The sequence below is a fragment of the Polaribacter sp. L3A8 genome (genome assembly GCF_009796785.1).
In the GTDB taxonomy this organism is placed as follows: Bacteria; Bacteroidota; Bacteroidia; order Flavobacteriales; family Flavobacteriaceae; genus Polaribacter.
The window spans coordinates 971,196-993,871 of record NZ_CP047026.1; the positions used below are offsets into that span (position 1 = coordinate 971,196).

Sequence of the window (22,676 nt, forward strand, 5' to 3'; positions counted from 1 at the left end):
ATGATATTTATTTTTTTAATAATTTTATCATTATTAAAAATGATATTTTAGACCGAAATGAAATGCTCTTGGGTTACCAATAGTATAACTATTTTGGCTACTAAACCTATTGTAACTAGCACTAGCAGAATATAATCTATCAAAAATATTTAAAGCATGTCCCCAAACTTCAAAATGCTCAAACTCATAAGATACCATGAAATTAAAAATATTATGCCCGTTATAAGTTGCCGTACTAAATGTACCATCACCATTATTTATTTGATTTTCGAAACTGGTATTATACTTACCAACCAATTCATGTGTTAAGTTTAGTAATAAACCTTTTACAAAATATGGCTTGTAAGTAATTTTTGAAGTTCCAGATAACGAAGGTGCAGTTTCTCTATCTGTATTAGATAAATCAAAAAAAGTACTACCTGCAGTTGTAAAAAAATCTTTATATCTATGCTTTGCATAGGTTCCGTTATGGCTAATTGTTAAGGTTTCAATTGGGTTGTATTTAAAACCATATTCTATTCCGTAAGATCTTGTTTTTCCTGCATTAGCATTAAAAAAATTATCATTATCGTCTCTTAAAGTTACCAATGTATCATCTCCATCTAACAGATAAACAGCAATATCTCCTCTTAATTTAGTGTTTATTTTAAAATAGGTTCCTAATTCATAATTATTATAATTACTTGGTTTTAAATCAAACACTTCTCCTCCAACACCTACTAAACTATTTCTATATAATGATGATGTTTGCGGTGGTGTAAACCCATTAGAATAATTTGTGTAAATTCCTGTATTATTAGAAAAATTATAGTTAGCTCCTAATTTAGGAGATATGTTATTATACCTATTTTTTGAATCTTTAGGTCCGCCAACATTAGCAGATAAATTGGTATAATCATACTCAAAACCATCATAACGTAATGCTGCAGTAAGTTTTAAAGCTTTTGTAGGATTTATTTCATACTGAAAATAACCTGCGTAATTAAAAATATCTGCATCATAATTAAGAATATAATCTCCTTCGTTTAAAGTAAAACTTATATTTTTCTCAGTTTCTGTATCTACAACAACATCAAGCGTTTCTGCTTGATATTTTTGTGGTGAAAAATCTGAAGAAACACCAACGATTAAAGATGAATTTGCAAAATCAAAATCTATTTTATGTTGAATTAAATTAACATAACTCGTAAAACTATTACTATTAATTTCTCCGGTACCTGTTCCTGTTAATTCTCGTGTAGTACTATCTCTATTTTGTGATACACGATAGGATGGGTTTTGATCTAAATCGTTATTTCTATATGCAAAATTAAATGTTGTTTTATTTTTATCATTCCAATTGATATCTAAGGTACTTTTAAAACGAAAAGAAAATGCAACACGCTCTGTAAATGTTTGATCACTTTCGAAGTTACCGCCTCTATAATCAGACTCAGACAAAGATCCTGTCATATCTGATCTGTAATCTACTAAATTCACAGAATTTGTCCAGTTTAAAATAGATGACAAATGATTTACATTTTTAATTGTGAATGCAAACTTCTCATAATCACTATATTCTATAGGTCCGTTTTTACGTTGTATATATTGCGTACCTATATAAAAACCAACTTTTTTAGATACATATTTAGATAACTCTAACTCATATTTTGTTAAGCCTAAATCATTAATTTGAAAACCTAAACTACCCGAAAATTCTCTAGTTGGTTTTTTAGTGATAAAATTAAAACTTCCTCCAATAGATTCACTACCATAAATACTAGATGCAGGCCCTTTTAATACTTCTATTCTGTTAAATGATACATCATTCATTTCTAAAAGCGCATTATGATTAAAAACTGCCGTTGGACGAATTGGCAAACCATCTTCTACATATAAAAACAACGATTTTGTTGATATTGGAGAACGTACAGACATCATATGTTGTTCGTTACCAGCAGCCCTAGACATTGTCATATTTACCCCTGGCACATCATTAATTAATTGATCGATACCAAACGCTTTTGTTTCAGAAATATCTTTAGAAGAAATAACAGAAATAGAAGCTGGCACCTCTTTTCTAAGCTGTTTTTCTCTACTTGCAGATATTACAACTTCTTCTAAAATTTGATCATTTTCAAAAAGTTGAATGTTATTATTAGCTCTTGATAGTATTTGTTCTACAGTTTTAAAACCTATAAATTTAACTATTACTGCTTTATTACTTTCTAAAGTGATAGAAAAATTTCCATAGAAATCTGTAACTACCGCATTACTATTGTTTGTTTTCGATTGTACCGTAGCTCCTGCTAAAGGTTCATTATTAGTACTAATAATTTTACCTTTATAGGTATCTTGAGCATAGGTATATAAACTTACTAAACAAATAGTAAGCATTAATATTTTTTTCATCTGTTAAATTATTTTACGTCAGATCTAGTGCCTATAAATACAGGCACTTTATATTATATTTTTTTAATGTATTATCTTGTTTCGTTTAGAAAGAGTTCTAAACTAATTTCAGTTTAATAATGCACAAAAACCCTTAAAGAAAATTTCTTCAAGGTCAATTTTTGTAAATTATTTTAAAGATTGTATAAATAACAAATCCTTTTCTAAAAACTAAGACTGTGGTGGCTTATCAAGATTATCCTGATATAAAGAAATGAACAATTTAGAATGTTTCCAATAATTTTGAGTAGTTTTCTTTTTGGGAAAAAAATTGAAAGTAAAAGTTTGATTCTGAAAGTAAACAGGAATAAATGTCTCTGAAAGTAAATTTAAAGAATATGTGTTTTTTTCTGTACCGTCTTTTGTAGTTATTGCTAATTGAGTTGCTAAATGACATTTACCATTACATTCTAGTACTGGTTTTTCTTTATTAACACAATATGTTTCTATAATATAATCTACATTTAACTCATAATAAGCAAGGTAGCCTATATTATAAATAGGCTTAAAAGCTAGGATAAAGAATAATATGTATGAAAAAACTTTTTTTAACACGCCTTTTAACCTTAAAACATCTATAAAATGCTTCTTATTAATTTATGCAAAGATACTTTTATTTAGTAGGTTGTAATACTTTTAAAACATTTTCTCTAATTCTTACTGGCTTAAAAGTTTTAGAATCTAACATTGCCCAAATTGTTTTGGCTTTTACCAATAAAAGATCATCCTTATAAAACTCCATAAAACGCACAGAAGTAATCCCTTTGGTCTCTCCTACCCATGTTTTTACGGTTATTTCATCTCCTAAATTAGCTTGTTTTAAATAATCTATTTCATGCCTCATCACCACCCAAACATATTGTGGCAACGGGTTATCCTTTGTTAGATGCCCCCAATGTGTAGTTGCTATTTTATCCATCCATGTTACATATACCAAGTTATTTACATGCTGTAAATTGTCTATATCTTCGGGTGAAACTGTTATTGTTAATGTAAAAACGTTTTCCAACTTTTATCAATTTTAGCAAACATAAAAATTTTAAGATATTTATAACAATTATTGATGATAGATTTACAAATAACTTGGTGTTTATAGCGATATTTGCTTAATATTATGACAGAATTAGCAAACGACCTAGGGACACAAAAAATTAGTAAATTAATAATAAAACAAGCACTTCCGGCCACTATAGGAATTCTTGTAATGTCTTTAAATATGATTGTCGACACTATTTTTGTGGGACAATGGATTGGTGTACTAGCAATTGCTGCAATTACGGTAGTTTTACCAATTGCTTTTTTAATTTCTTCTATTGGAATGGGAATTGGTATTGGAGGAAGCTCTATAATATCGAGAGCTTTAGGTGCAGGTAATTCAGAAAAAGCTTTTCTAACTTTTGGTAATCAGGTTTCTTTAACCGTTATTTTGGCAATTCTTTTTGTAACTATTGGAAACTTTTTTAGTGTACCTATTCTAAATTTATTCGGCGCAAAAGGAGATATTTTACCAATTGCATCAGAATATTTTAGTGTTATTATATATGGAGTTCCTTTTTTGGCTTTTGCGATGATGGGAAACCCAACAATTAGAGCAGAAGGAAAACCCAAATTTGCCATGTATGCAATGATGGTTCCTGCGGTTTTAAATGTGGTTTTAGATATTATTTTTATTAAATTTTTTAATTGGGGAATGTGGGGTGCTGGTTTAGCAACTACAATTTCTTTTGTAAGCTCCGGATCGTATATTTTGTACTTTTTTTTATCTTCTAAAAGTGAGCTAAAAATTATTCCTAAAAACTTTAAATTAGATTTTAAAATTGTCCGTGAAATTATAGAACTGGGAGGCGTTTCTATTGCAAGACAAGGTACAATAAGCGTCTTAATGATTGTTTTAAACTATTCGTTATTTAAATATGGAGGAGAAATATCGATTGCTGTATTCGGAATTATTAACCGTGTAATGATGTTTTCACTTTCTCCTGTTATGGGTGTTTCTCAAGGGTTTTTACCTGTTGCAGGTTATAATATTGGTGCAAGTAAAAATGATAGAGTTAAAGAAACCATTAAGAAATCTATTTTATATGGTTCTGTTTTAGGTACAATTATTTTTGTAGCAATTTTGTTTTTTAAAGAAGAAGTTATTTGGATTTTTACCAATGACGCCACCTTGTTAGATAAAACACCCAACGCCATGCTTATTGTATTTTTAGCAACACCTGTTATTACCATGCAATTAATTGGTTCTGCTTATTTTCAGGCTGCCGGTAAAGCTTTACCTGCTTTATTTTTAACGCTTTTAAAACAAGGGTTCTTCTTAATTCCGTTAGCTTATTTTTTACCTAAATATTATGGTATCAATGGTATTTGGTGGTCTTTTCCTATCGCTGATGTTTTATCTACAATTATTACCATTGTAGTTTTAAAATACGAAGTGAAGAAAAATTTGAAATAGAAAAGAAGGGTTTACAAAGTAATAATTTCTTAGATTTCTCAATCGCCTAAAATGGCTCCTTTCGAAATGACAACCGTCCTTGACAACAAATTAAAAAACGCTGTAAATCTCCGTATTTTCTCCGTGAATCTCAGCAAACAACTCACAAAAATGAACTCTAAACAATACTCTCCCCATTTAGATTTGTTGTTAAAACATCACTAAATAGATTAAAAAACGGACGTAAAGCTTTAAAACTTTTATCTAATTCTTCTAAAAAATTAGGTAATAAAACCTCTGCATCTGTAAAATTTCTGATAGCAACAAATCCTTTTTTACGCAATAAATCGATGTCTTTATGTTCTTTATCAAACCCTCTTGGAGCCGATTTTAATTCGTCTCCTTCGAATTTACCTCCAAAGTATTTTTTAAAATCTTTGTCTTCTAAAATCTCTCTAAATTCTACTGCATCTTGTTCAATCTCTTTTCTTAATCTATATAAATCTTCTTTTTCTGGTTGCCAAAACCCACCTCCCAACATAGATTCTCCGGGTTTAATTTGCAAAAAATAACCACCACGTAATTGTTTTCCTAATCTAGAAAAAGAAACTGCAAATCTTGGGTTGTAAGGCGTTTTATCTTTAGAAAAACGAACATCTCTATAAATTCTATAGATTTTCATTTTATCAATTTCATCATGCTTTTCTATATCTGTTTGCATTTCTAAAAAGATTTCTTTTACCTGTTTCTGTATGGTTACAAAGGTTGGTTTGTGTTCTGTAAACCAATCTCTATTGTTATTTTTTTGTAAATCTTTTAAAAACTCTAAACTGTCTTTTTGAAACTGCATTTTGCTACTGTTTATTTTTAGATTTTCAATGTACAAATTATTCTATAAATGAAAATTATAAAATTGTAAATTTGAAGAAATAATGACACATCAAAAAACAAAAGATATTCAGAAAAGATACGACGGTTTTCTGCAAACACCTTGCTTGTGGAACGGTAATTCGGTGTATGGCTTAAATCAACTTAAAATTAATTCGAAATCTACAAAAATTGATATTGAAATCGATGAAAAAATCCGTTTAGGTAAATATATAGAACGTTTTGTTTCTTATCAATTAGCACAAGAAAAAGGCATTTCTATTCTTTGTGAAAACATTCAAATTCAGCAAGAAAAAATTACATTAGGCGAGTTAGATTGTATCCTTTTAAAAGAAGAGAAACCGATTCACTTAGAAATTATTTACAAGTTTTATTTGTATGATGCTTCTGTTGGAACCACTGAAATTGACCATTTTATTGGTCCGAATAGAAAAGACTCTTTAGTAGAAAAACTAAATAAATTAAAAGAGGCACTGTCTCATAAAGTGTGTAAGTTTTAAAAACTCAGGATTGTTCAAATCCTGAGTTTTTTATTTTTATTAACTTTAAATTTTATATACTTATGAGACCAGAAGATTTATTAAACGATGATTTTTTAAAACAATTTAACAACGGATCAGAGCTAACCAGCTTCATCGAACAACTTCACAAACGAGGAGTTGAAAAGATTTTAGAAGGCGAACTCGATGCTCATTTAGATTATGATAAACATCAAAAAAGTAAAGCAAATAACTTACGAAATGGCTACACTAAAAAGAAGCTAAAAACTACTTTAGGGTAGACAGAAATACAAGTGCCAAGAGATCGTAATAGTTCTTTTAATCCAATGATTATAAAGAAAAGACAAAGTACTGCGGATGGTGTCGAAAATGTTATTATCTCATTGTATGCCAAAGGGATGAGCAATATTGATATCGAAGAACAAATCCGAGAACTCTATAATTTTAATGTATCTACTTCCACAATTTCAAGAATAACTGACGCTATCACCACTGATGTTATCGCTTGGAAAAATAGACCATTAGAGACTACTTATTTAATTGTTTGGATGGATGGAATTGTTTTTAAAGTACGAGAAAACTCTAAAGTAATTAACAAAACCATTTACATTGCTGTTGGGCTTAGAACAGATGGCAAAAAAGAAGTTTTAGGTTTGTGGTTGGGTAAAAATGAATCTTCTGCTTTCTGGATGAGTGTTTTAACTGATATAAAAGCCAGAGGAACTCAAGATATACTGATTACTGCAACCGATAATTTAAACGGTTTTACAGACACTATAAAAACCATTTTCCCGAATTCAACTACTCAAATTTGTGTAGTTCATCAAATTAGAAACTCTTGTCGCTATGTTGTTTGGAAAGATAAAAAAGCCTTTACAAAAGATATGAAACAAATCTATACAGCTCCAACAAAAGAAGCTGCAAGAGCTGCCTTAAAAGACTTTAAAACCAAATGGGAATCTAAATATTCTTACGCCATTAGAAGTTGGGAGAATAACTGGGATGAACTTACCGTATTCTTTGATTTTCCAGTGGAAATTAGAACTATTATTTATACCACAAATTTAATAGAAAATCTAAACGGAAAAATTAGAAAATACACCAAAAATAAACTCTCTTTTCCAACTGATGATGCAGTGATGAAATCTGTATATTTAGCAGTAAGAGAAAGCACTAAAAAATGGAAAATGCCAATTAGAAATTGGGGAATTATTCTAAACCAATTTTTAGCTATATTTGAAAACAGGATTAAACTATAAATAAGTTAACCCTGATTTTTTGAACTTACACAGTTTTTAGGATAGTGTCTTAAAAGACAAACAATTGCCTCTGCTCTACTCTAACGAATGTGTTTCTTATTTAAAAACCATCAACTTAAAAGCTACAGATATTGTACAACAGGTTTATTTTAAAGGACAATTATTTGTTCCTTATTTAGATAAAAACATTCAATTATCTGTTTTAAATCAAGATTGTATTGTTGGGTTTTACATCAACAAAAACGAATTAGCACAGTTTAAAGATTGTAAATTTTTTATCCCAAATAAAAAAGATTGGATTGTTGTTCCTCATAAAAACGTAAACTGGTTAAAGATGGATGATTTTAACCAAGCTTCCGAGGTATATTTTCAAAGAAAAAGTTCGCCACTTTGCTGGATGAAAAAGCAAAATGGCGAACTTGTAAAAATATTTTTAGTTTGGTGGTAATGCTCTAATTTAGAATTTAATTTTTATCAATAATAGCACCCGAACCAACCGTTTTAGCATCTACCTTTTTAGGATTTCCTTTGTAATAAACATTACCAGAGCCTACTAAATTTGCTTTAATTTTAGATTTTACAGTTACTTTAATACTTCCAGAACCAGCAATGTTTGCATAAACCTCATCAGTTTCTAAACCATAAGCACTAACACTACCAGAACCTGCAATAGAACACGTTAACTCGTTAGCATTTCCTTCTAAATTAATGTTTCCAGAACCGCCAACAGAAGCTTTTATAGTGTCTGCAGTTACTTTTAAATCAATGTTTCCAGAACCACCTAAATTCACTTTAAAATCGTCTGCTTTAATTAACGATGTTGCAGAAACATTTCCAGAACCTCCTAAAGCAACACTTTCTATATGGTGATAAGGCACCGTTATAGTTACTTTTTTTGTTGTATTTATATTGGTATTTTTCTTATACTGAATTTTTAAAATATCTCCAGAAATTTCCATTTCTATATAAGGAATAATGTTTTCTTCTCCTTTAATGGTAATTTTACCTTCTTTTCCTTTTACTAGAATTACATCAAAAGAACCACCTACAGAAACGCCATTATAATCTACAGTTGTTCTTGTTTCTGTAACTACATTTCCGTTTCCTTTTATTTTTGTACTATTTCCAAACCAATTTTGTGCATTTACAGCAAAAGTGATGGTTAAAATTAAACAGGTTAGAATCGTTTTTTTATTCATGATTGTTATTGTTTTGGTTGATTGTTTTTAATCTTATTTAATACTTACGCCTCCATACTGAGAAGTAATCTTCAATTTAGAATGGGTGTTTCCTTTACCGAATTTACCTTCGTAATATTTTTTTGTCGATTTAGAAATACTTTTAAAAAGTTCTATTTTATCATCATCTCTACTAAAACCAGCATACTCTAAATCGATTATAAAATCGAAAACAGCATCTAGATCTACATTAATTCTGATACCTGCATATTCTCCATTGATATCAACATTTTCGAAACCTTTTGCCAAGTTTTTTACTGTTAAAGAACCATAATCTGTTTCAATTGTTAAGTTTTTATTTACCGTTCCAAAACGCATACTTACATAGTCAGAATTTCCGTTGATATTATCTGCCTCTTCAATAGAAATAGAACCATAATCACAATTAAAATTAACACTTCCTGCCTTTTCTAATTTTGTGCTTGAATAATCTGAATTGATTTTTATTTGTTTAGAAGCTTCTATATTTAATTTAGAATAATCAATATTTACGTTACCACTTTTTATGAAGTGAATAGTAGAACTCGGAGAATAATCTAAGTTGATATCATTATCATCTGCAAACAAATTACCAATAGCTACTTTACCATAATCGCAATTAATAACTGCCTTACCCTCTAAATTATCTAAGTAAATATTACCATAATCATTGTTTAAATCTACAGAATTAGATCTTGGCATTTTTACTACATAATTAATTTTATAGTTGATACTTTTACTCTTACCAAACCAAGACCAACTACTTTTTTTATTACTGATAATTGTTTTTGCTTCTACCAAAGATGCACTAGAGTTAAAAGCAATATTTATAGTAGAAAATGTATCTTCTACATCATCTAAATCATCTCCTTGTATGGTAATTGTAACTTCAATTTCTACACTATTTTTATCCCAAGTAGTAATATTTAAGTTACCGTATTTATTATTAAGTGCCACTTTAGCATCCGCATTTACTGCGAAAACCTTTTTTACAACCTTGTTTTTTTCGTACTTCTTTTTATCTATGCTTGCATTTGCCAACAAAGGGAGTAAAAGAAATATGAGTGTAATTTTATATATAGATTTCATCTTGGACTAAATTAGTGTTTTTAACTTGTTCTATTTGTTTTAAGGTATTCTCTAAAACATCTAAACGTTGTTGATAATTTTTAATCATTGCACTAATTATTTCTCTTTGCTCTCCATTTTTAGTCAAATCTTTTACAAAAACTTTGTATTCATCTTCTAACTCTTCTAACTCTTCTAAAGCACTTTCTATAATTTTTTCTGTATCTAAATTTCTATTTTTTTCTAAGGTTTTTAATTCTTGATGAATTGTAGAAACAAAGTAGCTTTGTACTTCTTCCATTTTAGGAGAAACATCTGCCAAGTCTAATTGTCTTTTTTGATGACTACTTCCCAACCAAAAGCCAAGTATTAAAACTACTGAAGCTGCAACCGACAACCATTTCCAAGAAGTTTTAACAGTTTTCTTTTGTTGATTTAATTTACGTTCAAAACGGTCTAAATGACCTATATGTGGTTCTTGAAAGTCGAATTCATTTTCAGAAAAAAATTGATTTAATTTATCTTCCATACGCTTGTGCTTTACTATTCTCTGCAAGTAATACTTGCTTTAATTTCTTTTTTGCTCTAGAAACTGTGGTTCTCACATTTTCATTTGTATACTCTAAAATTTGCGAAATTTCTTCATAATCATATCCTTCTACTAAGTACAATGTTAATACCAATCTGTAATTTTCTTTTAAACTTTGCAAACAACGCAATACATCTTTTGCTTTTAAACCTACATAATCAATGGGTTCTTCTTCTACTTCATCATCATAAATTACTTCCATTTTCACCTCTTGATATCGGTTGTTCTTTTTTAATTGCGTTAAACTTTTATTGATGACAATTCTTTTTAACCAAGCTCCAAAAGTTACTTCACCCTTATAGCTATCCATCTTTGTAAAAACCGTTAAAAACGCTTCTTGCATAATATCTTCCGCTTCAAAATTATCTTTTAAAATACGATATGCAGTATTGTACATTGCTTGGTAATAGGCTTTGTACAAATCTAACTGTGCGTTTTTATCCGACTTTTTGCAGCGTTTTATAAGGTTGGTTATATGTGGTTGATTAGTTTCCAATAAAACGTTTGTATTATATAGACTAATATGTTTTCAATTTGTGACGGTTTCTATAAATAAAATTACTCTTTTTTTATTAAGTGTATAAATTGAGGTCCATTTTTACGGATACTTCCTTTAATTACGGAATTAGAAATAGCTATTGCAAAAATGATAAAAAAAAAGGGTAGTACTTATATTCTTGCTATCAATAGAAAATCATTTGTTTTAATAGTACTTTTGATGACTTATAATTGTCTTTTTAATTTCTATGGATAAAAAAATAAAGAAGCCTTGGCCTACAAAAAAAGCGATGGAACAGGTGTATGAACTAAATCTTTGGGGAAGCAATAACACCGAATTTTATTCTGGTTCTGGCTCTCATCAACCAGAAATAATAACACCTTATATTGATGTTGTTTGTGCCTTTTTAAAAACATTTAAAACACCAATTACGGTTTGCGATTTAGGTTGTGGAGATTTTAATATTGGCAACCAATTGGTACCATTTACCAAAAACTATATTGCTGTAGATATTGTTTCAAATTTAATAAAGCACAATACAAAAACGTTTCAAACAACAAATTTAGAATTCCGTTGTTTAGATATTGCTGTAGATAACTTACCTGCTGCAGATTGTGTTATCTTAAGACAAGTACTGCAACATTTATCTAACAAAGAAGTAAAAAATGTAGTACAAAAATTAATCAATTATAAATACATCATCCTCACAGAGCACTTGCCTTTTGGTAATTTTATGCCCAATAAAGATATTATATCCGGACAAGGAATTCGAATTAAAAAACAAAGCGGAATAGACTTATTAGCAGCACCATTTCACTTAAAAGTGAAAGAAGAAAAACAACTATTCTCTTATACTTTAAAGGATGGTAAAGGGATTATTGTAACTACGCTCTACCGTTTGCTTTAAATTAATAATCTTGTACCAAAACCTCTGTAGGAATATGTAATTTTACATTTAAGTTTCTAATCATTTCTAAAGTCAGTTTTCTTTTTTTGTTTAAAATTTCACTTACACGACTTTTAAACCCAATAACTTCGGCCAAATCTTTTTGTTTTAACCCCATTTGCTCCATTCTAAATTTAATAGCCTCAATAGGATCTGGAAAACCAATAGGGAAAACCTCATTTTCATATTTATCAATTAAAATTGATAGAATCTCTAATTCATCACCATTTTTTGTATCTTTTTTAGCATCAAAAATCACCTCTAACCTATCTAAAGATTTTTGATAATCTACTTCATTTTTTATTGGTTTAATATTCATCTTAAATTTCGTTTGCGTTAACTTTATCATATGCTGCGTGCGTACCTAGAAATCGAATCCAACATATTTGGTATTCTAAATTAAACTTCACAATTAACCTATAATTATTTCCTTTTATATTAAACACTACTCGGTTATCCGTTAAAATACTAGCACTTGGATATTCCTTTTTTAATTCATTGAAAGATTCCCAGTTAGCTCTTTCCATTTCTCGGTACCAAGCTGTTAGTTGCTGTTCCGAATCGGAATGTTTTAACCAAAAATCCCTTAAAGTTCGTTTTGCAATAACTCTCACATTTTTTTTCTTTAAGCAAATATACAAAAAGTTCCCGAAACGGGAATATTTAAATATATACAATGAATAAAACTGAATCAAACTAAATTTAAACCTTGGCACAACAATTGTTTTTATATATTAGAGAATCAGAAAAATTACAATCAATTTACTGATTATCAATAAACTAAAAACAACAAATTGATCTTGATTTTACACTATTTAAAAATCAATGTCAGTATGACAGAGATATAACAGATGAGCAAACCAAAAATAATGCATTTAGACAATTTGTCGCTACATAGCATGTTAAATGAAGATTCAGAATTAATTCCGTTAATGACTCCAGAAGATGAGGAGATAATTAACAAGGAAAGCGTTCCGGAAGTTTTAGCAATTTTACCACTTAGAAACACCGTTTTGTTTCCTGGAGTTGTAATACCTATTACAGCGGGTAGAGATGCTTCTATACAGTTGATAAAAGATGCAAACAAAGGCGATAAAGTAATTGGAGTTGTTGCTCAAAAGAACGAAGAAGTAGAAGAACCAGGTTTAGCAGACATTCATACAACAGGTGTTGTTGCACAAATTTTACGTGTTTTAAAAATGCCTGATGGTAATACAACCGTTATCATACAAGGTAAAAAACGTTTCGAAATTGATACCATCGTTCAAGACAAACCGTACTTAAAAGCTACTGTAAAAGAAGCTATTGAAGACCGAGAAGTTGATGACGAAAAAGAATTTGAAGCTATTATAGAATCTATAAAAGAACAAGCTTTAGAAGTAATTAAGGAAAACCCAATGTTACCTAGTGAAGCTTCTTTTGCGATTAAAAACATAAAATCAGATTCGTTTTTGGTGAATTTCATTTCATCGAACATGGATTTATCTGTGGCGCAAAAACAAATAATTTTAGAAAAAGACAATCTAAAAGAACGTGCTTTGTTAGCCTTAAAAAACTTAAACAAAGAGCTTCAGAAATTAAAATTACGTAACGATATTCAGTCTAAAACTCGCGAAGATTTAGACCAACAACAACGTGAGTATTATTTACATCAGCAATTAAAAACCATTCAGGATGAACTTGGTGGCGTTTCTAATGACGAAGAGTTAGAAGAAATGCGCAAGCAAGCAAAAACCAAGAAATGGAATAAAGAAGTTGCAGATACTTTCGAGAAAGAAATCAATCGATTAAAAAGAATGAATCCGCAAGCGGCTGAATATGGTGTTCAGAGAAGCTATTTAGAATTGTTGCTAGAGTTACCTTGGGGAATTTATTCTGAAGATAAATTCGATTTAAAATTTGCTACAAAGGTTTTAGATAGAGATCATTTTGGTTTAGAAAAAGTAAAAGAAAGAATTATAGAGCACTTAGCGGTTTTAAAGTTAAGAGGAGATATGAAATCGCCAATTATCTGTTTATACGGACCTCCAGGAGTTGGTAAAACTTCTTTAGGTAAATCTGTTGCAGAAGCATTAGGACGTAAATACGTACGTATGTCTTTAGGTGGTTTACGTGATGAGGCAGAAATTAGAGGACACAGAAAAACTTATATTGGTGCCATGCCAGGGCGTTTAATTCAGAATTTAAAAAAGGCAGGAACGTCTAACCCTGTTTTTGTTTTAGATGAAATAGACAAACTAAGCAATAGCCATCAAGGAGATCCATCTTCTGCAATGTTAGAAGTTTTAGATCCTGAGCAAAACGAAGCTTTTTACGATAATTATTTAGAAGTTGGGTACGATTTATCTAAAGTACTTTTTATTGCAACCGCAAATAACTTAGGTCAAATTCCTTGGGCATTGCGCGATAGAATGGAAATTATAAATGTTACCGGTTATACGATAGAAGAAAAAGTAGAAATTGCCAAAAGACATTTATTACCCAAACAATTAAAAGAACACGGTTTAACAACCAAAGATTTAAAGTTAGGTAAAAAACAATTAGAGCAAATTGTAGAAGGCTATACAAGAGAATCTGGTGTACGTGGTTTAGAAAAGAAAATTGCCAAAGTGGTACGTTTTGCAGCAAAATCTATTGCTTTAGAAGAAGAATATGACGTTGCTCTTTCATCAGAAAAAATAGAAGATATTTTAGGAACACCAAGATTTAGAGATAAATTCGAGAATAATGATGTTGCTGGTGTTGTTACAGGTTTAGCTTGGACCAGCGTTGGTGGAGACATTTTATTTATAGAATCTATTTTATCTAAAGGAAAAGGAAACCTTTCTATTACAGGTAATTTAGGTACCGTAATGAAAGAATCTGCAACCATTGCCTTACAATACATAAAATCGAATGCAGAAGAATTTGGAATTAAACAAGAAATTTTAGAAAAATACAACGTACACATTCACGTACCAGAAGGCGCAACACCTAAAGACGGACCAAGTGCAGGTATTACCATGTTAACGTCTTTAGTTTCTTCTTTTACACAACGTAAAATTAAAAACAAATTAGCCATGACAGGCGAAATTACCTTACGTGGAAAAGTGTTACCCGTTGGCGGAATTAAAGAAAAAATATTAGCTGCTAAAAGAGCAAATATTAAAGAAATTATTCTGTGTAAAGAAAACGAAAAAGACATTTTAGAAATCAAAGAAAGCTACCTAAAAGGCATGACGTTCCATTATGTTACAGAAATGAAAGAAGTAATAGAAATAGCACTTACAAAGCAAAAAGTACAGAACGCTAAAAAATTAGTATAATTTAAAAAAGCCTCTAATATGCTGATATTGAATTGGTAATTAGAGGCCTTTTTATGCCCTTTTACGAACGAATATTTTTTCTGTAGTAAATTATTAAATATAAATAGCTAGTTCCGTCTTAGCGCAGTAAATTTGCAAAAAAACAAACTTAAAAAGCGCTCTTTTGTAATGCTATCATTACATTGTTAACCTTTATCTGTTTTTATTTCATTATCCATAAATAGCATATTAAAACATTAAATTTAATTCACATAAAAGCTTTTAAAATGCTTTTATGTTTTTTTTTGATACGATCCCTCAACGCAATATTACATGACTACTATTTCTAAAAACAATACAAATACCCCACGCATTACAACAGCATTATTACTAGCTGCCGGCACCGGAAGTCGTCTTTTTCCAATCACAAAAGACGCTCCTAAATGCTTAACCTTAGTTAGCGAAGAATCTATGCTGGCACGTCTTGTTACCAATTTAAAAGACCAAGGTTTTACACGTCTTGTTATTGTAACCGGCTATAAACAAGAATGTATTGTAGACTTTTTAGGCAACCAAACAGACGGTTTAAGTATCGAGTATGTACACAGTCCGCTATACAAAACCACCAACAATATTTACTCACTTTGGATGGCTCGTAACAGCATCAAAGAACCTTTTGTACTTCTAGAGAGCGACTTGGTTTTAGACACCGCTCTATTAACCCACATGAGGTATCCAAATAGAATTGCCGTAGCAAAAATGCAACCTTGGTTAAACGGAACTACCGTAACTTTAAATAACCAAAACAAGGTAATGCAGTTTCAACCAGGCACCACAGAACCGTATACAGAAACCCGCTATAAAACCGTAAATATTTATAGTTTCTCTTTAGAATCTTGGCAAGAAGTTACCAAAAAACTGAATCAATATATTGAAGCTGGAAACGTAAACGCCTATTACGAAACCGTTTTTACCACCTTAGTAGCCGAAAAAACACTAGCATTCGAAGCAGTTTCTTTCGATGAAAAACCTTGGTACGAAGTAGATACTATTTTAGATTTAGCCGAAGCGGAAAAATTATTTCCAGTAGCTGCTGAAGAAGAGGTTACCTACGCTCTTTATTAATTTTTTTAGAAGCTATTTCCTGCTTTCCGCACTCGCTTTTTTATTCTGAAAAAGAATAAAAAGAGCTCAAACAATCGCTTCAATCAGGGCTAGACTTGTTTTTGAGGTTATTGAAAAACTAAAATATTTAATTACTTATCTAAAAGTGTAATAATTGCTGTATTATCTTGCATAACGGCATGCTTTAAAGCAGTGTTTCCTCTATTATCTGTAAAATTTTTATCCGCATTATTAACCAATAAATACTGCACTATTTCTGTATGACCAAAAGTACTCGCATAAATTAAAGCTGTTGCCCCATTATAATTTTGCATATTAACACCTGCCCCATTCTCTATTAATATTTTAACAATAGTAATAGATCCTTTAAAACAAACCCCCATTAAAGCTGTGTTACCAGATATATCTTTAGCATCTACGGCAACTCCTTTTTCTAATAAAAAAGCAACAACTTTTGGTTGGTTATTATAAGCCGATAAAATTAAAGGCGTAAAACCCTTATTGTCTGCTGTGTTTATAGAATTATTATCTAAAGCATAAAGAGCTTTAATTTTATCTAAATCACCATTTCTAGAAGCTTCAAAAATAGACTGAGCAGAAATAGTAGATGATAAAATTATAATTAAAATAAATGTAATTTGTTTCATAATATGTTTAATTTAAAAAAGAGGAAGTTTTAAGCTTCCTCTTTTTAATTTATTATTAATATATTTAATGCTTCATAAAATCTTTTGCAGAAAATCCCAAAGCTTTTGCAATTCTCATTCCATAATCTCTATCTGCTTTATAGAAAAATGTAATCATTTTCATTTGAATTTTTTTATCAGTAACCTGACCTAAATCTCCACTTAAATTTTTAATTAAATTATCTTGTTGCTGCTTAGAAAGCGATCTATAAAAATCTCCTGCTTGTGCAAAATCATTTGTTTTAGAAATCTTCTTTTGTGTAATCGTTACATTTGTAAGCGTAGTTTCTACTTGCTTATACTGTGGGTCTTCTGCTAACGCAGCGCTACTACTTGGTTGGTAATTTACATCTGGGTTTTCAAATCTTTTGTTTCCTGCACTTAACCAACCATCAGAATTATAATTACTAGGGTCTTTTAAAGGCTTGTTAATTTTTAATTGCTGAAAATTAGGTCCTAATCTGTGTCTTTGCGTATCAAAATAAGAAAACAATCTTCCTTGTAATAACTTATCTTCAGATGGTTCTACACCAGGAATTAAAGCACCTGGAGAAAAAGCAATGCTTTCTACTTGTTCAAAATAATTTACAGGATTTTGGTTTAAAGTCATTGTACCAATCTTAATTTTTTCAATTTTATCTGCAGGCCAATCTTTGGTTGCATCTAAAGGCCAAAAATCAAAAGAATGCATATCCTCTGGTTTTATCATTTGTACATATAAATCCCATTGCGGATAGTTTTTATCATCAATATCTTTACGTAAACTTACCGTTGCATGTTGCCAATCTTTACTTTGTTGTATCGCTGCCTCTTCTGCAGTTAAGTTTTTTTCTCCTTGTTTAGAAACCCAAGAATACTTTACATACGTTACTTTACCAGCAGTATTAACCCACTTGTAACCATGTACACTACTACCGTTCATATATTGGTATCCTTTTGGTATCCCTAAATCTGTCCATAATCTTGTAATCATGTTTGTTGCTTCTGGTACGTTAGAAAAGAAATCGAAATACCTATTAGCATCTTGCTTATTTGTTTCTAGAGACGGTTTTAAAGAATGCACCATATCTGGAAACTTAATAGCATCTCTAATAAAAAACACAGGTAAATTATTACCTACAATATCATAATTTCCTTGCTCTGTATAAAATTTTACTGCAAATCCTCTTGGGTCTCTTGCTGTTTCCGGAGATCCTTTACCGTGTATTACAGTAGATAATCTTACCGCTAAATCTGTTTTTTTACCGGCTTCAGAAAAAAGGACTGCTTTTGTATATGCAGACATGTCTTTTGTTGCTTCAAAATAACCAGATGCTCCTGCTCCTCTTGGATGCACAACTCTTTCCGGAATTCTTTCTCTATCAAAAGCAGCTAGTTTTTCTATTAAATAAATGTCTTCTAATAAAACAGGTCCGTACTCGCCTACCGTTTTAGAATTTTGATTGTCACCAACAGGGACTCCTCCATTTGTTGTAATTGTGTTTTTGCCGCTATTATTTTGTGCAAATCCAAAAAGGACTACAGACAAAGCGATAAATGTTATTAATCGTGTTTTCATTTGTAATTAGTTTTATTTATAATTAAAGTACAAATATCAATCAGCTCTTCTCATAAATCAAATTAATAGTTTATATCCTTGTATTGCTAAAATCAATATAGTATGACACTTCAACAATTAGAATATGTAATTGCCTTAGACACCTATAGGCATTTTGTAACAGCTGCAGAAAAATGTTTTGTTACCCAACCTACAATTACAATTCAAGTTAAAAAATTAGAAGACGAAATTGGTTTTTCTATCTTCGATAAAAGTAAATCTCCATTTAAACCCACAAATTTAGGTGAAGTATTTATCAATAAAACAAAAGTAATACTAAGAGAAGTTAGCGAGTTAAAAAACATGGTAAACACCGAGTTAGATAGTATGGATGGTGTTTATAGAATAGGAATTATACCAACTGTTTCTCCCTATTTAATTCCGTTAATTTCTGGTTCTTTTTCAGAAAAATATCAAAACACAACATTAATTATCGAAGAAATGCAGACAGAAAATATTATTGCTGCATTACAAAAAAGAGAAATTGACATCGGTATTTTAGTAACTCCACTTAACGAATCTTTTATTAGAGAAATAAAATTATACAACGAACCATTTGTTTTTTACGGACAAAAAGGACTGTTTCCAAAAGATAAAAAAGTAGTTTCTGCAAAAGAAATAGAAAATTTAGATAATATTTGGCTGTTAAAAAGCGGACATTGTTTTAGAAACCAGGTTTTAAACATCTGCTCTAAAAACACAAGCCCAAAAAGCATTCAATTTCAAAGTGGTTCTATAGAAGCTTTAAAAAAGATGGTAGATAATTATGGCGGATTTACTTTAGTACCCGAAATGGCAATTAACAAAAACGATATTGGTTGTCACATTAATTTCGAAGACCCAAAACCCATAAGAGAGATTAGTATTGCTGTACATCATTCTTTAGCCAAAGACAGTTTAATCGATGCTATTCGAGTAGAAGTTTTAGAAAAAATACCTACAGAATTTGTAAAAAACAACCGGTTTATTAAAATTAATTGGAAATAATTTAAAATTATTTTTAGAAGCTATTTCCTGCTTGGAATTTATCTTGACCGAAGTCGAAAGACTGTATCTTTTTTCTTTCATTTCTTGCGAATGCAAAAATGAAAGAAAAAAGGATGTCGTTTCAATCAGGGCTAGACTTGTTTGTTGGTTTATTATAATCGCTTACGTTTAACTATTTTTTATTTATAATTTCTGTATAGTTAAGTTTTATACTATTTATATCATAAACTTTGGTTTCAATACAATCAAATTTATTAGGATTGAAAATAGCTAAATTATAACCTTCATTATCTAATGAACTTTGATATTCTACACCATCAAAGCCAAGAGACTTTATATATTCTGAAATGTATTGAGTTGGTATGTAGTCTAAATCTTTATCTTGCTTTCTAATCGGTAAAGAAATTTCTTCTTGTAAGGTTTTTATAAAGTTTGCATGAGTTAGAAATATATCAATAATATCGTCCTCAGACCAACTAATAATATCATATTCTGGATTTCTTAAATCCAAGATTTTAATGTCATCTTTTAATCTGAACTCAGCAACACTGGCATAATCGAACAAACTTGCTCTAGATTCGTAAAATGTTGTTTCTATACGACTTCCCAAATATAGATAAGAAATTCCTTTTGGATTAGCTCTTCCACTAGTTGCAAATTTATTTTGAGGATTCCACATATCCTTATTTTCATATCCAGTTTTATTTGAAATTCTACATCTATAAAAACTTCTGCCTTTTTTTATTATTTTAATAAAAGACTCACTATTAAAAAATGTTTCTAAGACTTCTAGGTTTATTAAATTCGATTTACTGATATGAAATCTATTTTTATATTTTATTTCTGACTTAAATCTATCCCAAATACTTTGAACTTCATTTGATTTGATGTCTAAAAGTTCTTTAGATTCTTGCGATACATTGTTTTCAAAAAGATTAGAAAATTCTTCATATTCAGATTGAGCTATTGCTTTAAAAAGAGATTCACTATTTGTTAAACAATCAGGTTCTATAATATCAAAATCATTATTAATTGCATCCCAAAGAGAAACCTTAGAACTTTCATCTACTTTGTAAAGGTTAAAAATATTTCTAAAAAAAGGCAAAAGTTCCTTTGCTAAATATACATTAGTATTTTTTGCATCACAAAAACTACAATCTCCTTTTTCTTTGTTTGATTGAATAATATTTGTCAAATACGAACTAGTAAAACAACTAATACAACAATTCATACCTATATATTAGTTATTACCAATTCAATATGATTAATCGTAGATATTTTCTTTATACTACCTAGACCAGGAAAGTGTCCTCTGTCATATAATTCTTTAAACGCTTTAATACCTTCTGTTTCCGTAATATTTGTTTCATTACACCAATTAACAAGTTTTTGTAATGCTTCTGCAAATTTACCTCCAATATCTGATGAATCCTGATTAGAATCAGATGTAAAATGCCTAATCTTTATTTTATTTTGGTCAATATACGATAGGTGTATTGCAACTGCTCTAGGTAAAAAACCTGACTCTGAATAATTATCTCCTATTGTTAGAAAATCACCAAACCCTACAAAATTATCATCTGTGTAATACTTATACTCTTCCGAAAAGTCACTTACAGGAACTTGTAAATAATCTGCATTTCTATCTAGTTTTCTAAAATAATCATCTAAACTAACTCGAGTTTCTTGATTAAACTCTCTATAATATCTTCTACTAGTTTTAGAAAAATAAATAAGGTTATACTTAATTTCTAAATTATCATTTAGCTGTTGGATAGCATTTTCTTCTATTTCAGAATTATGAATTAAAGTAAAACCATTATGATTTATATTGATTTTATCCGAAAATGCTAATAATTCAGGAATTCCTTGTTGTGTTTTTTTGTCTATGATAACACCTATTTGAAAATTTGTATAACCTTTTAAATTTTCTTTTAAAATTTCGATAAGTCCATCTGAGGAATTAATAAAATTTCCAACTCTAGGATTTACAATAAAATTAAAATTTATTTTTTTTTCAACAAGCTCTTTCAGTGTACTGGCTAATGTACTAGAATCTTTCACAGGTTCAATTATCGGCGAAATTTTATCACTTTTAGCAGACATAACCTCACTAAGTTCTCTTAGTGCTATTAATTCAAATTGTTTACCTCTTAAATATGGGAAATACATAAATTACTTGGTTTATTTAGAAACGAGTTTAATTCCTCATATTCAGGTTTAGATAAATTAAGTGAATAGCAAATATGTTTTAAATAACTAGGTACTCTTTTGTCTTTTAATAAATCTGGATTTTTAAGATTTCTTTTCTTTAGTACTTTTATTGCACTTTTTTGAAAATCTACAATATCAATATCATTCGCAAGATTAAAGCATTCTTTAAAAATTAAAGTGTTTGGTACTTTAGGTATTTGAATAGAATTTTCTTTTAAAGCATTAATATACTCATTTTTTCTCAAAGACTTAAATATTACAGAATGATCTAGTAAATCAATATTAGATAAAGCAGGTTTAATTTCTTTTAAACTATTCTTTTGGGTAAGTTCAATTATTCCAACTTTAGTTTCATTATATAAAGATATTAACTTTTCTATATGCTTTGAACTCGCAACAATATAAACATCAGTGGCAAATGAATAATAATCAGAAATCTGTTTTTCTAATTTCTCAAGTCCGTCAAGTTCTGTTTTAATTTCAAAAACTCTTGCTTTTCCATTGAGTAAAATAAAGTCAGCAATTGAGTTTCCTATTTTAAACTCATTTAATACTATTGTATTTTTAAGACTATATTTTTTTAATAGTTTTTTATTTATTAGTGTATTTTTATAAACATACTCACTACGATAAGATTCCAATAATTCGTTATAAACATTATCCAATAATTCTAAATTGGTTATTGAATTAGAGAAAGTTGTATGTTTTTTAATTCTTTCAAAAGTATTAACATAGTCTTTTTTTCTAACAATTTTATTGAAATTGGCAGTTGAAAATATTTGAGATAAACTCCTTAAACCTTCTATGTTATTGTTTATATTCATTGTTTTCAAAGGTACAAAAAACCATTTTGATCTTGTTCTATTTTGATTTATTTCCAATCAAACTTAATTCAAAAACTATAATTTTAATTAAAGTTAACAATAATACTAGAATTAAGTTAGTTTTTTTACTCT

General features: G+C 29.5%; 20 protein-coding genes and 2 pseudogenes. 8 read left to right on the forward strand and 14 right to left on the reverse strand.

The window, feature by feature from the left end; all coding sequences use genetic code 11:
• Positions 1-33 precede the first annotated feature (33 nt).
• Positions 34-2,391, reverse strand: coding sequence for a TonB-dependent receptor (locus GQR92_RS03670; protein ID WP_158837853.1), 2,358 nt, complete (start codon positions 2,389-2,391; stop codon positions 34-36).
• A gap of 652 nt (positions 2,392-3,043) precedes the next feature.
• Positions 3,044-3,439 carry an acyl-CoA thioesterase gene (locus GQR92_RS03675; RefSeq protein WP_158837854.1) on the reverse strand — a complete coding sequence of 132 codons (396 nt, stop codon included), beginning with the start codon at positions 3,437-3,439 and terminating at the stop codon, positions 3,044-3,046.
• 105 nt (positions 3,440-3,544) lie between these two features.
• Between GQR92_RS03675 and GQR92_RS03680 the strand changes: the two genes are divergently transcribed.
• Positions 3,545-4,882, forward strand: coding sequence for an MATE family efflux transporter (locus GQR92_RS03680; RefSeq protein ID WP_158837855.1), 1,338 nt, complete (start codon positions 3,545-3,547; stop codon positions 4,880-4,882).
• Between the two features lie 157 nt (positions 4,883-5,039).
• Here the strand turns inward: GQR92_RS03680 and GQR92_RS03685 are convergent, their stop codons facing one another.
• Entirely contained in the window at positions 5,040-5,711 is a 672-nt protein-coding gene (locus tag GQR92_RS03685; protein WP_158837856.1) for a DUF2461 domain-containing protein, read from the reverse strand.
• An 82-nt stretch (positions 5,712-5,793) separates the two neighbouring features.
• Here GQR92_RS03685 and GQR92_RS03690 point away from each other — a divergent pair, with 82 nt between their 5' ends.
• From GQR92_RS03690 to GQR92_RS03700, 3 genes and pseudogenes are all read left to right on the forward strand, one after another.
• On the forward strand, positions 5,794-6,249 hold the full coding sequence (locus tag GQR92_RS03690; RefSeq protein WP_158837857.1) for a DUF1853 family protein: 456 nt from the start codon (positions 5,794-5,796) through the stop codon (positions 6,247-6,249).
• Between the two features lie 62 nt (positions 6,250-6,311).
• Positions 6,312-7,508 (forward strand): annotated as a pseudogene (locus GQR92_RS03695) (IS256 family transposase).
• A 61-nt stretch (positions 7,509-7,569) separates the two neighbouring features.
• A pseudogene (locus GQR92_RS03700) lies at positions 7,570-7,956 on the forward strand (DUF1853 family protein); the annotation flags it as partial.
• Positions 7,957-7,972: 16 nt separating this feature from the next.
• Here GQR92_RS03700 and GQR92_RS03705 read toward each other — a convergent pair.
• The 4 genes from GQR92_RS03705 to GQR92_RS03720 are packed head-to-tail and all read right to left on the reverse strand — an operon-like array spanning position 7,973 to position 10,878.
• Positions 7,973-8,707 carry a head GIN domain-containing protein gene (locus GQR92_RS03705; RefSeq protein WP_158837859.1) on the reverse strand — a complete coding sequence of 245 codons (735 nt, stop codon included), beginning with the start codon at positions 8,705-8,707 and terminating at the stop codon, positions 7,973-7,975.
• A 33-nt stretch (positions 8,708-8,740) separates the two neighbouring features.
• The gene (locus tag GQR92_RS03710; RefSeq protein WP_158837860.1) at positions 8,741-9,814 is read right to left on the reverse strand and encodes a hypothetical protein; all 1,074 of its coding nucleotides are present in this window, start codon (positions 9,812-9,814) and stop codon (positions 8,741-8,743) included.
• The gene (locus tag GQR92_RS03715; RefSeq protein ID WP_158837861.1) at positions 9,798-10,322 is read right to left on the reverse strand and encodes a hypothetical protein; all 525 of its coding nucleotides are present in this window, start codon (positions 10,320-10,322) and stop codon (positions 9,798-9,800) included. The genes GQR92_RS03710 and GQR92_RS03715 overlap by 17 nt, the downstream gene beginning before the upstream one ends.
• A complete protein-coding gene (locus tag GQR92_RS03720; RefSeq protein ID WP_199269177.1) occupies positions 10,312-10,878 on the reverse strand; it encodes an RNA polymerase sigma factor in 567 nt (188 codons plus the stop codon). The genes GQR92_RS03715 and GQR92_RS03720 overlap by 11 nt, the downstream gene beginning before the upstream one ends.
• A gap of 250 nt (positions 10,879-11,128) precedes the next feature.
• On the opposite strand from GQR92_RS03720, the gene GQR92_RS03725 reads away from it, so the two are divergent.
• The gene (locus GQR92_RS03725; RefSeq protein WP_158837862.1) at positions 11,129-11,788 is read left to right on the forward strand and encodes a class I SAM-dependent methyltransferase; all 660 of its coding nucleotides are present in this window, start codon (positions 11,129-11,131) and stop codon (positions 11,786-11,788) included.
• Between the two features lies 1 nt (position 11,789).
• On the opposite strand, the gene GQR92_RS03730 is transcribed toward GQR92_RS03725, so the two are convergent.
• Positions 11,790-12,146: a helix-turn-helix domain-containing protein gene (locus GQR92_RS03730; RefSeq protein ID WP_158837863.1), complete on the reverse strand. Its 357-nt coding sequence runs from the start codon at positions 12,144-12,146 to the stop codon at positions 11,790-11,792.
• 1 nt (position 12,147) lies between these two features.
• Complete coding sequence (locus GQR92_RS03735) at positions 12,148-12,441, reverse strand: type II toxin-antitoxin system HigB family toxin (protein WP_105048863.1); 294 nt, start codon at positions 12,439-12,441, stop codon at positions 12,148-12,150.
• Positions 12,442-12,678: 237 nt separating this feature from the next.
• Between GQR92_RS03735 and lon the strand changes: the two genes are divergently transcribed.
• On the forward strand, positions 12,679-15,132 hold the full coding sequence (gene lon, locus GQR92_RS03740) for an endopeptidase La (RefSeq protein ID WP_158837864.1): 2,454 nt from the start codon (positions 12,679-12,681) through the stop codon (positions 15,130-15,132).
• A 312-nt stretch (positions 15,133-15,444) separates the two neighbouring features.
• Complete coding sequence (locus GQR92_RS03745) at positions 15,445-16,236, forward strand: phosphocholine cytidylyltransferase family protein (protein ID WP_158837865.1); 792 nt, start codon at positions 15,445-15,447, stop codon at positions 16,234-16,236.
• Between the two features lie 131 nt (positions 16,237-16,367).
• Here the strand turns inward: GQR92_RS03745 and GQR92_RS03750 are convergent, their stop codons facing one another.
• Together GQR92_RS03750 and GQR92_RS03755 are read right to left on the reverse strand one after the other, a co-directional pair.
• Positions 16,368-16,883: an ankyrin repeat domain-containing protein gene (locus tag GQR92_RS03750; protein ID WP_158837866.1), complete on the reverse strand. Its 516-nt coding sequence runs from the start codon at positions 16,881-16,883 to the stop codon at positions 16,368-16,370.
• 64 nt (positions 16,884-16,947) lie between these two features.
• Positions 16,948-18,480, reverse strand: a complete 1,533-nt coding sequence (locus GQR92_RS03755; RefSeq protein WP_233269995.1) for a catalase — start codon at positions 18,478-18,480, stop codon at positions 16,948-16,950.
• A gap of 102 nt (positions 18,481-18,582) precedes the next feature.
• On the opposite strand from GQR92_RS03755, the gene GQR92_RS03760 reads away from it, so the two are divergent.
• Positions 18,583-19,506: a LysR substrate-binding domain-containing protein gene (locus GQR92_RS03760; RefSeq protein WP_158837867.1), complete on the forward strand. Its 924-nt coding sequence runs from the start codon at positions 18,583-18,585 to the stop codon at positions 19,504-19,506.
• Between the two features lie 172 nt (positions 19,507-19,678).
• Here the strand turns inward: GQR92_RS03760 and GQR92_RS03765 are convergent, their stop codons facing one another.
• The 3 genes from GQR92_RS03765 to GQR92_RS03775 are packed head-to-tail and all read right to left on the reverse strand — an operon-like array spanning position 19,679 to position 22,601.
• Positions 19,679-20,701, reverse strand: a complete 1,023-nt coding sequence (locus GQR92_RS03765; RefSeq protein ID WP_158837868.1) for an RES domain-containing protein — start codon at positions 20,699-20,701, stop codon at positions 19,679-19,681.
• 38 nt (positions 20,702-20,739) lie between these two features.
• Positions 20,740-21,678, reverse strand: coding sequence for a sce7725 family protein (locus GQR92_RS03770; RefSeq protein ID WP_158837869.1), 939 nt, complete (start codon positions 21,676-21,678; stop codon positions 20,740-20,742).
• Complete coding sequence (locus GQR92_RS03775; RefSeq protein WP_158837870.1) at positions 21,660-22,601, reverse strand: sce7726 family protein; 942 nt, start codon at positions 22,599-22,601, stop codon at positions 21,660-21,662. Before GQR92_RS03775 ends, GQR92_RS03770 begins: the two co-directional genes overlap by 19 nt.
• Between the last annotated feature and the right edge of the window lie 75 nt (positions 22,602-22,676).

Bases quoted from the DNA above. Each gene is read 5' to 3' on its own strand.
- GQR92_RS03670 (WP_158837853.1), bottom strand. From the start codon at position 2,391: ATGAAAAAAATATTAATGCTTACTATTTGTTTAGTAAGTTTATATACC.
- GQR92_RS03680 (WP_158837855.1), top strand. From the start codon at position 3,545: ATGACAGAATTAGCAAACGACCTAGGGACACAAAAAATTAGTAAATTA.
- GQR92_RS03685 (WP_158837856.1), bottom strand. From the start codon at position 5,711: ATGCAGTTTCAAAAAGACAGTTTAGAGTTTTTAAAAGATTTACAAAAA.
- GQR92_RS03690 (WP_158837857.1), top strand. From the start codon at position 5,794: ATGACACATCAAAAAACAAAAGATATTCAGAAAAGATACGACGGTTTT.
- GQR92_RS03705 (WP_158837859.1), bottom strand. From the start codon at position 8,707: ATGAATAAAAAAACGATTCTAACCTGTTTAATTTTAACCATCACTTTT.
- GQR92_RS03710 (WP_158837860.1), bottom strand. From the start codon at position 9,814: ATGAAATCTATATATAAAATTACACTCATATTTCTTTTACTCCCTTTG.
- GQR92_RS03715 (WP_158837861.1), bottom strand. From the start codon at position 10,322: ATGGAAGATAAATTAAATCAATTTTTTTCTGAAAATGAATTCGACTTT.
- GQR92_RS03725 (WP_158837862.1), top strand. From the start codon at position 11,129: ATGGATAAAAAAATAAAGAAGCCTTGGCCTACAAAAAAAGCGATGGAA.
- GQR92_RS03730 (WP_158837863.1), bottom strand. From the start codon at position 12,146: ATGAATATTAAACCAATAAAAAATGAAGTAGATTATCAAAAATCTTTA.
- lon (WP_158837864.1), top strand. From the start codon at position 12,679: ATGAGCAAACCAAAAATAATGCATTTAGACAATTTGTCGCTACATAGC.
- GQR92_RS03745 (WP_158837865.1), top strand. From the start codon at position 15,445: ATGACTACTATTTCTAAAAACAATACAAATACCCCACGCATTACAACA.
- GQR92_RS03750 (WP_158837866.1), bottom strand. From the start codon at position 16,883: ATGAAACAAATTACATTTATTTTAATTATAATTTTATCATCTACTATT.
- GQR92_RS03755 (WP_233269995.1), bottom strand. From the start codon at position 18,480: ATGAAAACACGATTAATAACATTTATCGCTTTGTCTGTAGTCCTTTTT.
- GQR92_RS03760 (WP_158837867.1), top strand. From the start codon at position 18,583: ATGACACTTCAACAATTAGAATATGTAATTGCCTTAGACACCTATAGG.
- GQR92_RS03770 (WP_158837869.1), bottom strand. From the start codon at position 21,678: ATGTATTTCCCATATTTAAGAGGTAAACAATTTGAATTAATAGCACTA.